The organism is Pseudomonas sp. DWP3-1-2 (assembly GCF_049896285.1).
In the GTDB taxonomy this organism is placed as follows: domain Bacteria; phylum Pseudomonadota; class Gammaproteobacteria; order Pseudomonadales; family Pseudomonadaceae; genus Aquipseudomonas.
Genome location: NZ_JAFCTZ010000010.1, coordinates 164,411 through 178,443, shown reverse-complemented (window position 1 = coordinate 178,443; position 14,033 = coordinate 164,411). Strand labels below are relative to the sequence as shown.

Sequence of the window (14,033 nt, the reverse complement as noted above, 5' to 3'; positions counted from 1 at the left end):
CATTCTTGTTAGAAGTTTGCACATCTATACTCCAACTTCAGGCCTGAACCAACAGTGGGAAGCCTCCTTGCTGGCGCTCACGAACGCAAGGCGGCGAGGGCAAGCCGTCCGGCCCGCTGTCTACGCATACCGTTCGGCTTAGGTGCACACACACAACAACAATAAGCGGAGGGATTTATGACCAGCACCTCATCAGGCACGCCTGCCCAAGTCAAAATGCTGATCGGCGGCGAGTGGGTTGTGTCCCAAAGCGCCGAATGGCACGACGTCGTCAACCCGGCCACCCAGCACGTGCTCGCCCAGGTGCCGTTTGCTACCGATGCCGAAGTCGACGCTGCCGTTGCCGCCGCGCAGAACGCGTTCAAAACCTGGCGCCTGACGCCCATCGGCACACGCATGCGCATCATGCTCAAGTTGCAGGCATTGATTCGTGAACACTCGCCACGCATTGCCGCCGTGCTGAGCGCCGAGCAGGGCAAAACCCTGGCCGATGCCGAGGGCGATATCTTTCGCGGCCTGGAAGTGGTCGAACACGCCTGCTCCATCGGCACGCTGCAAATGGGTGAGTTTTCCGAGAACGTCGCCAGCGGCGTGGACACTTACACCTTGCGCCAACCCATCGGCGTTTGCGCCGGGATCACACCGTTCAACTTCCCGGCGATGATTCCCCTGTGGATGTTCCCCATGGCCATCGCCTGCGGCAACACCTTCGTGCTCAAGCCTTCCGAACAGGACCCCATGTCCACCATGCTGCTGGTGGAACTGGCGGTTGAAGCGGGTGTTCCAGCGGGTGTGCTTAACGTGGTGCATGGCGGCAAATCGGTGGTGGATGCGATCTGCATGCACCCGGATATCAAGGCTGTCTCTTTTGTCGGTTCTACGGCGGTTGGCACCCACGTGTACAAGCTGGCGGGTGAACATGGCAAGCGGGTGCAGGCGATGATGGGCGCGAAAAATCACGCGGTGGTGCTGCCCGATGCCAACCGCGTACAGACCCTGAACGCTTTGGTGGGCGCCGGTTTTGGCGCGGCAGGCCAGCGCTGTATGGCCACGTCCGTGGTGGTGCTGGTGGGCGCGGCGAAAGAGTGGCTGCCGGACCTGAAAGCCCTGGCGCAAAAACTCAAGGTCAACGCAGGCAGCGAGGCGGGCACCGATGTGGGGCCAGTGATCTCCAGACGCGCCAGGCAGCGGATTCTTGACCTGATTGAAAGCGGCGTGCGCGAAGGCGCGAAGCTGGAACTGGACGGGCGTGACGTCAAGGTGCCGGGGTTTGAAGACGGCAACTTTGTCGGCCCGACGCTGTTTTCCGGTGTGACCACCGACATGCAGATCTACACCCAGGAAATCTTCGGCCCGGTGCTGGTGGTGTTGGAAGTCGACACCCTGGATCAAGCCATCGAACTGGTCAACGCCAACCCTTATGGCAACGGCACCGGCCTGTTTACCCAGAGTGGCGCGGCGGCGCGCAAGTTCCAGAGCGAAATCGACGTCGGCCAGGTGGGCATCAACATTCCCATCCCGGTGCCGGTGCCGTTCTTCAGCTTCACGGGCTCCCGGGGTTCCAAGCTGGGCGACCTCGGCCCGTATGGTAAACAAGTGGTGCAGTTCTACACTCAAACCAAGACTGTCACCAGCCGCTGGTTCGACGACGACAGCGTCAATGACGGGGTGAATACCACGATCAGTTTGCGGTGACCGTTCAAAACGCTGCCAAGGAGAACAACCATGAAAATCGCCTTCATCGGCTTGGGTAACATGGGCGCGCCGATGGCTCGCAACCTGCTCAAGGCCGGGCATCATCTGCACCTGTTCGATCTGAACACCGCTGTCTTGAATGATCTGGCCACCTCGGGCGCACGCATCAGCGAATCCCCCAAACATGCCGCCCAAGGCGCGGAGCTGGTGATCACCATGCTGCCGGCTGCCGCTCATGTGCGCAGCGTATATCTGGGGGAGGACGGCGTGTTGGCGGGGATTGGCGCAGGCGTGCCGGCTGTGGATTGCAGCACCATTGACCCGCAGACCATCCGCGACATCGCCGCCATCGCCGCCCGACAAGGTGTAACGCTGGGGGATGCCCCGGTCTCCGGCGGCACCGGTGGTGCTCAGGCCGGGACGCTGACGTTCATGGTCGGTGCCAGTGCCGAACACTTTGAAGTGCTCAAACCCGTGCTGGCGAAAATGGGCAAGACCCTCGTGCATTGCGGCGACATCGGCACCGGACAGATCGCAAAAATCTGCAACAACCTGCTGCTGGGCATTTCCATGATCGGCGTGGCCGAGGCTATGGCGCTGGGCAACTCGTTGGGCATCGACACCGGGATTCTGGCCAACATCATCAACAGCTCGACGGGACGTTGCTGGAGCTCCGAAGCGTACAACCCGTGGCCTGGCATCGTCGAAACCGCCCCGGCTGCGCGGGGGTATACCGGCGGCTTCGGTGCTGAGTTGATGCTCAAGGACCTGGCCCTGGCCACCGAGGCGGCGCGCACCGCACACCAGCCGGTGATCCTCGGCGCCGTAGCCCAACAGTTGTATCAGGCCATGAGCCTGCGCGGCGACGGCGGCAAGGACTTCTCGGCCATCGTCGAGGGGTATCGCAAGAAGGAGTGACAGGTTGTCGGCGGTATTTCGGAGGGTAATGCGCAAGCTCGTGGGACCGGCTTTAGCCGGGAAGAGTCGGGTACATCCACTGCTTCTCTATTGCCGGAGATGCGGTCTCCCGGCTCAAGCCGGTCCCACAACATCAGCCACTGAATAACCTCCTCGTCCACTCGATTCCTGCGAGCAGACCCGGCCAGCCAAATCCGACCGGAAGATCGAGAGTCGGGATTTTTGGCCAGGGCAGCAGGCCTTCATGGGCTGCGCAAAAGCTCCAGCAGTTCGTACAGATCTGTTTGTTGGTCCAGGGTCATGCACAGATGGGCGATGCGTTCGACCTGGGTAACCGGCAACGCGCGAATTGCCAGTGAGCGAAACTTCTCCAGCAAGGCGTCATCGCCAATGGGGTTGAGTGGGCCGCCCAGCGGGTTTTGGACTTGCCGGGAGGCGCTGCGGCCGTCCTTGCCGGTCAGGGTCAGACGTGGTTCATCCAGCGGTGCAAGAGACGCATCGCTGTGCATTTCAATACGCTGCATGAAGCCAAGTACGTCCGGGTCGGTGCGCAGCGCTTTTTCGTAGGCATCCAGCCCGGCATGACCCAACAGGCAGCGCACGGCCAGCGCATAGGGCAGGCTCATTTGCGATGCGGCCAGGGTGGTGGTGTCGATGCCTGCGCACATGCCCACCAGAAACTCGCTGGCGCTGACGTCGATGGTTTCGATCTCATCCGCCGTGATCCTCAGCTCGCTGAGCAAGTCCCCGATGGCGTCGATAGCGGAATGGGTGCCCCGGCAGGCGGCGTAAGGCTTGATGGAGCAGCGGGCGAGTTTCCAGACCTCCCCCAGATCCGCAGTCAGTGCCTGAGGTTGGGCTGTGTCGCGCGCCAGGGTGCGCAGAAATCCGCCCCACACGTCGTCGAAAATCCGTGCGGGGCCGGTTACGCCTTCACGGGCCAGCAACACCGCCAGCACACCGCCCTCGGCAGGGCGTCCGGCGTGCAGTTTTTTGCTGTCGGCACCGTCATGAATGAACGCCCACAATCCGCCGCTCATGCTGGCCGCTAGACCGAGCGCGGAAGCGGTTTGTTCGCTGTCGAGTTTGAGCAAGCGGGCGCAGGCCGCTGCAGCGCCGAACACGCCACACGTTCCGGTGGAGTGCCAGCCTGCTTCGTTGTGAGGTGAATACCCGCCGCAGGCTTCCAGCACGCGGCGGGCCACGTCATAGCCGATGACCATGGCATTGATCAGTTCTTTGCCGCTGGGCATCGGGTCGCACAACGGCAGCACCGCCAGCATGGCAGGCACGACGACGGCACCGGAATGATCGCAGCCACCGGAATCGTCCAGCTCCAGCGCGTGGGCAGCGATGCCGTTGATCAGCGCCGCGTTGCGCGCTGACAAGCCCTGATCGGTACCCCAGATAACCGAAGCGCCCTCGGCTTCGCTGGCGTTCATGGCGCGCAGGGCGTGTTGGGTCAGTGGGGCTTTGGAACCTGCCAACGCTGCGCCCAGGGTGTCGAGAAAGTGCCGCTTGGCTTTTTCCACCAGGGGCGCGGGCAGTGCGTCGTAGTCGTTGTGGCTGGCGAACTGGCTCAATGCCTGAAGAGGATGGCTCATGATTCCTGGCTCCGGCGATGGCGCTCGAAAACGGCGGCGGGGTGATCTTCAGGCAGGTTGTCGTGACCCTGAGTCCACCAGTCCGCCACTTCCTCGGCCGTGGCGAACCACACATCCGGTTGCGCCTTGAGCCAGGTCAGCAGCTCCAGCAGCAGACCGCTGCGTCCCACCGTGCCCAGGGTTTCCGGGTGCAGGCGCATGACGTAGCACAGACCGAAACGGTGGAAGCCCTGAAAATCCTGCTGCCAGTTTTTCAGGACGTCGGCGCACGACGCGATCCGCGCCTGGCTGACCGGCACGGCGGGCGCGAGGTTGAAAGCGAAATAGGGTTCGTCTTCCAGTTCGCAATGCAGTGGCAGTTCCACCAGCGGTGCGCAATCCATCTGAGTGCTCGGGTGCAAATACGGCAGGTCGTCACCCGACCATGAGGACGACCATCGGATGCCTTCGGCGCGCAAGGCGTCGACGAAACCCGGTGCGTAGCTGCCTGCTGGCGCACGAAACCCGCTGGGTCGCTGACCGGTCATTTCAGCGATGACGTCGCAACCGCGTTTGAGTGACGCGTGCTGAGCGGCCAGGTCCAGTCGGGAAAAGTCTTCATGGCGATAACCCGCGCAGGCGATTTCATGCCCGGCGGCGTTGATCACCTGCACTGTCTGGGGATTCTCTTGGGCAACGATGCCGGGAATGCACCAGGTGGCCGGGATTTGCTGATGGTCGAGCACGTCCAGCACCCGCTGGACGCCGCGAGTGGTGCCGTAGCGCCATACCGACAGGCTTTTGTCGCGCCCGGCCATGGCGGGCACCTGCGTCATGATACCGTGAATGTCGTTGTAGTCGAAGGTGACGACCACGGCGCAGCGGTACGGCGCGGGCCACACGGATTGCGCTTCAGTCATGGCGATGCTCCTTGAGCCAGAAGTCGGCGACGTCGTTGCAGGTGGCAAACCACACATCCGGATGGCTGTGCATGTGTTCCAGAAAACGCTCCAGCAGGTGGATGCGTCCCGGCTTGCCGCTGATTTTGGGGTGCAGCAGCGTGGTCATGCACAAGCCTTCGCGATAGGTGCCGTCGAACTCGCGGCACCAGTTATCCAGGGTCTGGTCGTAGCTGGCGATGCGGTCCAGCCCGGCCGGATAGTTCGGCGCCCGGGTGTAGGCCAGCGAGGCATAGTCATCCAGCTCCCAGCGACCGGGAATCTCCACCAGGCCATTGGGCTGGCCGGGGACCTCGATGAAATAAGGCCGGTCGTCGCCGCGCATGCTGCTGGAATAGGTCACGCCGCAGTCCATGAGCAGGGCGGGGGTTTCCTTGTGCCAGTCGCCGGAAGGCGTGCGAAAACCCGTGGCGGTGATGCCCAGGTAGCGCTTGAAAATATCGGCGCTGATTTGCATGACGTCGCGCTGGGCGTTCAGATCCAGGGCGAAAAAGGATTCGTGGCGATAGCCGTGATAAGCCACTTCGTGGCCGTGTTCGATGATGGCCTGGCATTGACGCGGCCAGTTTTCCACGACCCAGGTGGGCACGAAAAACGTCGCCGGGGTGGCGTGGGCCTTGAGCATGTCCAGCAGACGGGGCAGTGCGCGGTACGGGCCATAGCTGCCGAAGGTGAAGTATTCGGGTTTGTGCCAGATCGTACCGTCGAGCATCGCGGCCCCGGTGGGGCCGTCCAGATCGAAGGCCAGGGCTACACTGGCCCGGGCATTTTCAGGCCAGCGCAAGTTGGTCATGCCGGGCATGGGTTTCTCCAGTGCGAACGGAATCAAAACACCCGCCTGAGCGACGTCAGGCGGGTGTGCGGCTTACTTGGCGCCGTTGAGGGTCGCTTCAGTGACCGCGCCGTCTTTCAGATTCCACTTGTCGAGGATCTTCAGGTAACGGCCGTCCTTGATCATGTCGTTGAGCGTGGCGATGATCGCTGCGCTCAGCTCAGGATTGTTCTTGGCCACACCCAGGCCGGTCAACTGACGGGCCAAAGGTTCGCCAATAATCTTGAACACGCCAGGCTCCTGGCCCTGGATATACGGCAGGGTTTCGCTGCCTTGCACCGCGGCATCCAGACGCGATTGTCGCAATTGCGCACGGGCGTCGGCGCTGCCTTCGGTGCCGATCACGGTGATGGCAGGCTTGCCCTTGGCGACGCAGTTGACGTCACTCCACTTGGCAATTTCCACCGGGAACGTCGTGCGTCGGCTGGTGCCGATTTTCTTGCCGCACATGTCTTCGATTTCCTTCAGATCTTTTTGGGATTCGAGGGTGTAGAACTGCGGGCCGGTGCTGAAGTAGTCAACGAAATCGACGGTCTTCTGGCGCTCCGGCGTATCGGTCATGCCGGACATGACGATATCGATACGGTTGGTCGCCAGGCCGCTGACCATTTGTTCGAAGGCGGTTTCCTGCCATTTGATTTCGATGCCCAGGCGCTTGCTGATCTCAGTGCCCAGGTCGTAGTCGATGCCGGTCAACTTGTTGGTGGCCGGGTCTTTGAAGTCCATCGGCGGATAGTTCGGGGCGATGCCCGCAGAAATGTAGCCTTTCTCGGTGATGGATTTTGGCAATACGTGGGTGTCTGCTGCCCAGCTCGAAACCGAAATCAGGGCGGACAATACGGCGGTAGCGGTAAGCGCGAAAGTTTTCAAATCGACATCCTCAAAAAGGCGGTTGGTTTCAGTTCAGAACGGCAGCAATAAAATCTTGAGTGCGCGGGTTGCGCGGGTTCATCAGTACGTCTTCCGGGGCGCCGGTTTCAATGATCTGTCCGGCATCCATGAACACCACGCGATTGGCGACTTCGCGAGCAAAACCCAGTTCGTGCGTCACCACCACCATGGTCATGCCGCTCTTGGCCAGGTCGCGCATCACCGACAACACTTCGCCCACCAGCTCAGGATCGAGTGCTGAAGTCGGCTCATCGAAGAGCATCAATTTTGGCCGCATGGCCAGGGCACGGGCGATGGCGACGCGCTGCTGCTGGCCGCCGGACAGCTCGATGGGATAGGCGTTGGCCTTGGCTTCCAGACCCACGCGCTTGAGCAATTCAAACGCCAGCGCGCGGCATTCTTCCACCGGCTGGCGCAAGACCTGCACCGGGCCTTCGAGGATGTTGTCCAGCACGGTCATGTGGGCGAACAGGTTGAAGCGCTGGAACACCATGCCGGTCTTCAGCCGCTGTTTGGCGATCTGCTTGTCGCTCAGCTCGATCAGCTTGTGGCCTTCGGAGCGAAAGCCGACGATCTCGTCATCGACCCACAGCCCGCCGCCATCGACTTTTTCCAGCTGGTTGATGCAGCGCAGGAGCGTGCTTTTGCCGGAGCCTGACGGGCCGATGATGCACAGGACCTCGCCGTGGGGGATTTCCAGATTGACGTTCTTGAGCGCCTGGAAGTCGCCGAAGAACTTGTTCACGTCTACTGCCTTGACGATGTTCAGCATGATCAGCATCCTCGGCTCAATTACGTTTGCCAGCGCCACGGGCGAAGCGTTTTTCCAGTCGGGCCTGACCCAGGGTCAGTACGGTCACGACGGCCAGATACCAGATACCGGCCACGATCAGCAGCTCCATGACCCGGGCGTTGGCGTAGTAGATGTTCTGGGCGTTGTGCAGCAGTTCCGAATACTGGATGACGCTGGCCAGACTGGTCATTTTCACCATGCCGATGAACTCGTTGCTGACCGGCGGAATGATGATGCGCATGGCCTGAGGCAGGATGATCCGGCGCAGCGCCTGCAAGCGCGGCATGCCGATGGCCTTGGCTGCTTCGTACTGGCCGCTGTCCACCGACAGCAACCCGGCGCGCACCACTTCAGCGGTGTAGGCGCCCTGATTGATGCCCAGCCCCAGCAGCGCGGCGGCGAACGGCGTGATGACCTCCACGGTTCTGAATTCAAACAGACCGGGAATGCCCAGGGTCGGGAAGATCAGCGCCAGGTTGAACCACAGCAGTAACTGCAGAATCAGCGGCGTGCCCCGGAACAGCCAGGTGTAGCTCTGGGCGACATAACGCAGCAGCGGGTTCTGCGACATGCGCATCACCGCTACCACGACCCCGAGCACCACGCCCAGCACCATGGCCAGGATCGACATGGTGATGGTGTTCAGCAGGCCGAACATGATCGACTCGGCGGTGAGGAACTGCGCCACGAACGACCATTCGATGTTGCCGTTGATGAACGCCTGCACCAGCCCGATCAGCAGCACCACAATCAGCGTGGCGGCGGCATAACGGCCGAAGTAGCGGCGGGGGACGACCTTGTAGGCCGAGATGTCGTACTTGGCGGCGAGCGACACGCGCTCGTCTTTGCCTGGGGCTTTAATCTGTGCCATGTGCCTTGCTCCGGTGTGGGTTCAGCCGCGTGGACCGGCGTAATCGAGTGCCCATTTTTCCTGGGCCACCAACTGCTGTTTGAAGCGCTCGATCTGTTCGGCAACGCGCACGGGCGAAGTCCCGCCCCAACCGCTGCGTGCGGCGAGGGCGGCCTCAAGGGTCAACGCTTCCAGCACGTCCGGCGTCAGGCGTGAATCGGTAGCGGCCAATTGTTGAGTGGTGAGCTCCTCCAGGCCGATGTCGCTCTCTTCGCACAGTTGCACCAGTTTGCCGGTGATCTCGTGGGCTTCCTTGAACGGCACGCCGCGCACCGCCAGCCAGTCGGCCACTTCGGTGGCGAGGGTGAAGCCCAGGGGTGCCTGACGCAGCAATTCATCGACGCGCACGTTCATGGTCTGCACCATGCCGGCAAAGGCGGGCAGGACCAGATGCACGGTTTCCAGGCTGTCGAGAATCGCGTGTTTGTCTTCGCTCAGGTCGCGGTTGTAGGACAGCGGCTGGGCTTTGAGCACCGCAAGGATGCCGGTCAGGCTGCCGATGAGACGGCCGGACTTGCCACGGGCCAGTTCAGCGATATCCGGGTTCTTTTTCTGCGGCATGATCGAACTGCCGGTGGCGTAACCGTCGTCCAGTTCAACCCAGCGAAATTGACGCGAGGTCCACAGACAAAACTCTTCGGCCAGGCGCGAGATATTGATGCCCAGCATGCTGCTGCAAAACAGGAATTCGGCGACGTGGTCTCGGCTGGCGACAGCGTCGATGGAGTTTTCGCAGGGGCCTGCGTAACCCATTTCCGCGGCCGAGCGCTGTGGGTCGCGAGCGATGGCCGAACCTGCCATAGCCGCGGCGCCCAGTGGCGACAGATTGAAGCGCTTGTCCCAGTCCTGCAGGCGTTGAATGTCGCGATGGATAGCTTGGGCGTGGGCCATCAAGTGATGCGCAAACACAATCGGCTGCGCCTGTTGCAGGTGAGTGAAGCCCGGCGCGACGGTGTTGATGTGTTGCTCGGCCTGAGCCACCAACGCCTTCTGCAGTTCAAGGATTGCCAGGGTCATGACCCGGACTTGATCGCGCAGGAACAAGCGCATGTCGTTGGCGGACTGGTCATTGCGCGAGCGTCCCGCACGCAGCTTGCCACCCAGTGTGCCCAGCCGCTCGGTGAGCAGGCGTTCGATGAAGGTATGCACGTCTTCATCGGCGGCAATCGGCTCGATGGAACCGGCTGCGAAGTCCTCGTCGATGCTGCGCAGCGCTTCGATGATGCGTTGGGTTTCGCCAGCGTCGAGCAGACCGGCGCGGTTCAGTTCATTGGCGTGGGCCTTGGAGCCAGCGATGTCATACGGGGTCAGGCGAAAGTACGCTTTGGGCGACCGGGACAGGTTGGCCATGGCGTGGGCCGGGCCTGATTTGAAGCGGGCTCCCCAAAGGCGATCAGTAGCATCAGACATCTAATTTCTCCGTTGGCACGTGGATTGCTCGGCACCTTTAGTCCAACACCTCAGGCGATGTGAAGATCACCGGGTAATAGATAAGCGAGCAACGAAAGTCAGGCGTTAAACAACAGTCAATCGATTCGATGGGAGGGATGCTAGGAAAAAACAACACGCGGGGAAATGTTTTAAATGACAAGTCAACTTACTGAAAGTGGAAACCTGCCAAAGCGAAGTGGCGAGGTGGCTATTTCAATGGCCAGTGCCATGGACTTGAAACTGTTCAAGGTTTTTCGAGCCGTGGTTGAATGCGGCGGATTTACCGCAGCCCAGGTAGAACTCAATATCAGCCTGGCCGCGATCAGCAAGCAGATATCGGATCTTGAAATACGCCTGGGCATGCGTTTATGTACGCGTGGGCGGGAAAAGTTCTGCCTGACAGAACAAGGAAAGATCATCTATGACGCCAGCCTGGACCTGTTCATGGCCCTGGATAACTTCCGTGACCGGCTGGGAAATGTGCGCGGCGAATTGCTCGGTGATTTGAATATCGCGGTCATTGATAACACCGTTTCCGACCCCGAATCACGGCTGGTGGATGCCCTGCAAGTCTTGCAGGGCAAGGCTCCCAAGGCCAGGGTGCGTTTGAGCGTGGCGCCGTTGGACGAGATCGAACAAGGCGTTCTCAAAGGGCGTTTTGCCGTCGGTATCGTGCCGGTGTATAGCGCCAAGGATGACTTTCAGATCATGCCGTTGTACGACGAAACGTCAGAGCTTTATTGTTCGTCGAACCATCCGTTTTTTGCGATGGCGGATGGGGATATCGACGAAAAGTGTCTCGCTCAGGCCGAATTTATCGAACACGCTTATGCCGTGCATACAGCAAAGCCAAAGCTCTTGGGTACGCGTAATGTGACCGCTGTTGCAACCCAGGTAGAGGCAGTGGCTATTCTGATCAAGACCGGTCGTTACCTGGGTTACTTGCCCACGCATTGGGCCAAAAGTTATGTTGAGCGCGGCGAGATGCGCTCCGTCATGGCGCAGACATTTACCCTTGTCACACCGTTTAAACTGTTATACAGACAACAGGTGCCCCGTAACCCGTTAGTGGATGTATTTCTGCAGATCATGCAGGAAAGTTACAGCGTTAATCAGATCGAGTAATAACTTCTCAATAAGTGCACACTCACGGTGCGACGTTGCGTATATCGGTAACAGGCGCACCTTATTTGCGCATCAGGTCTCGATTGGAGCCTGCCGGATAGCCTCGCGCAGCGTTTGCAGGAAAATCGCTTCGGCCTTGGTCAGGCGCTGATCCAGGTTCCACATCAGGTTGATGTCCACCGAGCCCACGCCTCCTTCGGGTGGCAGCCGCCATAAGCGGCCAGCCTGCAATTCGCCCTGACAGATGTGCTGCGGCAGACAGGCAATGCCAAACCCGGCGAGCACCAGGCGCAGTATTTCCTGAGTGTTGGCCGATGAAGCGACGATCTGCCCGGTCAGTTCGTGACGGTCACGAAACTCGGCAAGGGACGACAGCGTCCCGCCCAGCAGGTCGCCGGTAAAGATAATCAACTGCTCGTCGCGCAAGTCATCAAGCGCCAGATCCTCACGGCCGAACAGCGGGTGCGCATCACTGCAATAGAACGCGTAGTGCTCCTGCGTCAGGCATTGCTGACCGAGCCAGGAGGGCGCGGCGCGAGTGACGGCAAGACCGAAACTCGCGGTTTTCTGAGACAGGGCGCTGAGAATCGCGTCACTGGATTGCACGTCGATTTCAAGCGTGATGCCGGGGTAGTCGCGATGCAGTTGCGCCAGGAATCGGTCATACACGGCGCAATGAATGCCGCTGACGGTCAGCAGGCGAACCTTGCCAACGACCTGGTCTGAGGTGCGTTCCAGCGCGGCGTCCAGTTGCACGAAGTGGCTTTGAACGTCGGCGGCCACCCGCAGGGTTTCGATGCCCGATTGAGTCAATAGAAAGCGTGGCCCCCGGCGCTCTATCAAGGCGGTGCCCAGTTGTTCTTCCAGCCGCTTGAGCGCCTGGCTGACGGCCGGCTGCGACAGATGCAGGCGAGCGGCAGCGCGACTGATGCTCAACTCTTGGGCGACCACCTGAAACGTGCGCAGCAGATTCCAGTCCAGTCGCTCGCCCAGCGGCCGGGAGGGCGGTCGGATCGGGGCTATCTGGCGGGTGGTTTGGGTCACTTCGTGGCCTTTATTGGTGAACAAAATAATGAATATAAGGAATCGAACATTGTGCTTGTTCGACCTTTGCTCTTAAAAAGACTGCACGAAACACGCCATGACCTTTCTTGATGGTAAGCCCCATGTCCTCTACTGCATTGCCGCTGCACATGCCGGAAGCCGAACGCAACGCCCGTTGCGAACTGGCTGCGCTTTATCGCTTGTTGGCCCACTTGCGCATGACCGATCTGATCGACACGCACATCTCCCTGCGCGTGCCAGGGGAGTCCGGGCATTTTTTGATCAATCGCTACGGCACGCTGTTCGAACGCATGACCGCCAGCCAGTTGGTGAAGATCGACGGCCAAGGCAATGTCGTTGACGAGTTCTTCCCTCATCACCGGGTCAACCGCGCCGGGTTCGTGATCCATTCGGCGATTCACGCGGCGCGTCCTGATGCGCATTGTGTGATCCACACTCATACCGCCGCGGGTATTGCAGTTTCGGCTCAGGCCGCCGGCTTGCTGCCGCTGAGTCAGCATGCGCTGAAATTCTACAATCGCCTCAGTTATCACACCTACGAAGGCATCGCCACGAACATCGCCGAGCGCGAGCGGCTGGTGGCCGACCTGGGCACCACGAGCGCGATGATCCTGCGTAACCACGGCTTGCTGGTCACGGGCGGCTCTGCGGCCGAGGCGTTTTCCGCTATCTATTTTCTGGAGCGTGCCTGTCAGGCGCAGGTTCAGGCACTGAGCGGGGGTGTGCCGCTGGTGCAGCCCGATCCGCAGGTCTGTGAGCACACGGCTCAGCAGTTCGAGCAAGACGATGACGAAGGCATAACCGAACTGGCCTGGGCAGCGGCGTTGACGATGATCGACGGCCAGCGCAGCGAGTACTGCTCATGAAGCCGTTGGTGTTGTTGGGCAGTGGCAACGGTCTTGATCAGGTTCGCGAAATGCTGCTGGTGCAACGGCCGGAACTGGACATCGTCTGGCCGGGGGAAGCGGGCGCGGAACGTGCGCACGTTGCCCTGTGCTGGAATCCGCCACCGGGCAGTCTCGGTATGTACCCCAACCTGCGCCTGATCCATTCCATCGGCGCCGGTGCCGATCAGATTTTCAAAGACCCCAGCCGTGCGCCGCAGGTGCCGGTCTGTCGCATCGTCGACCCGGATCATCGACTGGGCATGGTCGAGTACGTGTTATGGGGCGTGCTGCATTACCACCGCAGCTTCGATCTGATGCTTCAGAATCAGGCGCGGGTGTTGTGGGATCGCCCGGCACAGCGTCCTGCCAGAGAAACCAAAGTCGGTGTAATGGGGCTGGGTGAATTGGGGCGTGCCGTCGCCTCGCAACTGGCCGCGTTGGGGTTTGATACGCGTGGCTGGGCGCGACGTGCGCAGCAAATCCAGGGCGTGACGACTTTTCAGACGGGGGAAATCAACGCATTCCTGGAGGGACTGGACATTCTGGTCTGCTTGTTGCCGCTCACGCCTGAAACCGTGGGGATTCTTGGAAGCAAGACCTTTGCGCAAATGGCGAAGGGCTCGGTGGTGATCAATTGCGGTCGGGGCGAGCACTTGATACCTGACGATCTGTTCGCTGCCCTGGACAGCGCTCAACTGCGCGGTGCTTTGCTGGATGTCTTCGAAGAGGAACCGCTACCGGTTGAAGATCCATTCTGGCGTCATCCGGGTATTTGCCTGACGCCGCACATTGCCTCATCGGCGTCCTATGAAGTGATCGCTGCGCAGATTCTGCACAACCTTGAGTGCCTGGAGGCGGGGGCTTCCCTCGCCAATCAGGTGGATTCGCAGCAGGGGTATTAAGCGAGAAGACGTCCGACACACAGCCCGCTCCGATCATCCGCA

General features: G+C 60.7%; 13 protein-coding genes. 5 read left to right on the top strand and 8 right to left on the bottom strand.

The window, feature by feature from the left end; all coding sequences use genetic code 11:
* The first annotated feature begins 177 nt into the window (after nucleotides 1-177).
* Nucleotides 178-1,695, top strand: coding sequence for a CoA-acylating methylmalonate-semialdehyde dehydrogenase (locus ACP7B0_RS19725; protein WP_426143287.1), 1,518 nt, complete (start codon nucleotides 178-180; stop codon nucleotides 1,693-1,695).
* Nucleotides 1,696-1,725: 30 nt separating this feature from the next.
* Entirely contained in the window at nucleotides 1,726-2,613 is an 888-nt protein-coding gene (gene mmsB, locus ACP7B0_RS19720; protein ID WP_426143286.1) for a 3-hydroxyisobutyrate dehydrogenase, read from the top strand.
* Nucleotides 2,614-2,855: 242 nt separating this feature from the next.
* On the opposite strand, the gene ACP7B0_RS19715 is transcribed toward mmsB, so the two are convergent.
* From ACP7B0_RS19715 to argH, 7 genes are all read right to left on the bottom strand, one after another.
* Nucleotides 2,856-4,217, bottom strand: coding sequence for an MmgE/PrpD family protein (locus ACP7B0_RS19715; protein WP_426143285.1), 1,362 nt, complete (start codon nucleotides 4,215-4,217; stop codon nucleotides 2,856-2,858).
* Entirely contained in the window at nucleotides 4,214-5,116 is a 903-nt protein-coding gene (locus ACP7B0_RS19710; RefSeq protein WP_426143284.1) for a polysaccharide deacetylase family protein, read from the bottom strand. Before ACP7B0_RS19710 ends, ACP7B0_RS19715 begins: the two co-directional genes overlap by 4 nt.
* Nucleotides 5,109-5,957: a polysaccharide deacetylase family protein gene (locus ACP7B0_RS19705; protein ID WP_426143312.1), complete on the bottom strand. Its 849-nt coding sequence runs from the start codon at nucleotides 5,955-5,957 to the stop codon at nucleotides 5,109-5,111. The genes ACP7B0_RS19710 and ACP7B0_RS19705 overlap by 8 nt, the downstream gene beginning before the upstream one ends.
* Nucleotides 5,958-6,020: 63 nt before the next feature.
* Complete coding sequence (locus ACP7B0_RS19700; protein ID WP_426143283.1) at nucleotides 6,021-6,857, bottom strand: ABC transporter substrate-binding protein; 837 nt, start codon at nucleotides 6,855-6,857, stop codon at nucleotides 6,021-6,023.
* Between the two features lie 28 nt (nucleotides 6,858-6,885).
* Nucleotides 6,886-7,650 (bottom strand): amino acid ABC transporter ATP-binding protein, encoded by a 765-nt coding sequence (locus ACP7B0_RS19695; RefSeq protein ID WP_426143282.1) that lies wholly within the window; start codon nucleotides 7,648-7,650, stop codon nucleotides 6,886-6,888.
* Nucleotides 7,651-7,666: 16 nt separating this feature from the next.
* Nucleotides 7,667-8,542, bottom strand: a complete 876-nt coding sequence (locus ACP7B0_RS19690; protein WP_426143281.1) for an amino acid ABC transporter permease — start codon at nucleotides 8,540-8,542, stop codon at nucleotides 7,667-7,669.
* Nucleotides 8,543-8,563: 21 nt separating this feature from the next.
* A complete protein-coding gene (argH, locus tag ACP7B0_RS19685) occupies nucleotides 8,564-9,991 on the bottom strand; it encodes an argininosuccinate lyase (RefSeq protein WP_426143280.1) in 1,428 nt (475 codons plus the stop codon).
* Nucleotides 9,992-10,165: 174 nt separating this feature from the next.
* Here argH and ACP7B0_RS19680 point away from each other — a divergent pair, with 174 nt between their 5' ends.
* On the top strand, nucleotides 10,166-11,137 hold the full coding sequence (locus ACP7B0_RS19680; RefSeq protein WP_426143279.1) for a LysR family transcriptional regulator: 972 nt from the start codon (nucleotides 10,166-10,168) through the stop codon (nucleotides 11,135-11,137).
* Nucleotides 11,138-11,209: 72 nt separating this feature from the next.
* On the opposite strand, the gene ACP7B0_RS19675 is transcribed toward ACP7B0_RS19680, so the two are convergent.
* Nucleotides 11,210-12,181 (bottom strand): LysR family transcriptional regulator, encoded by a 972-nt coding sequence (locus ACP7B0_RS19675; RefSeq protein WP_426143278.1) that lies wholly within the window; start codon nucleotides 12,179-12,181, stop codon nucleotides 11,210-11,212.
* Nucleotides 12,182-12,303: 122 nt separating this feature from the next.
* Here ACP7B0_RS19675 and ACP7B0_RS19670 point away from each other — a divergent pair, with 122 nt between their 5' ends.
* Nucleotides 12,304-13,068 carry a class II aldolase/adducin family protein gene (locus tag ACP7B0_RS19670; RefSeq protein WP_426143277.1) on the top strand — a complete coding sequence of 255 codons (765 nt, stop codon included), beginning with the start codon at nucleotides 12,304-12,306 and terminating at the stop codon, nucleotides 13,066-13,068.
* The gene (locus ACP7B0_RS19665; RefSeq protein ID WP_426143276.1) at nucleotides 13,065-13,991 is read left to right on the top strand and encodes a 2-hydroxyacid dehydrogenase; all 927 of its coding nucleotides are present in this window, start codon (nucleotides 13,065-13,067) and stop codon (nucleotides 13,989-13,991) included. The genes ACP7B0_RS19670 and ACP7B0_RS19665 overlap by 4 nt, the downstream gene beginning before the upstream one ends.
* Nucleotides 13,992-14,033 lie beyond the last annotated feature (42 nt).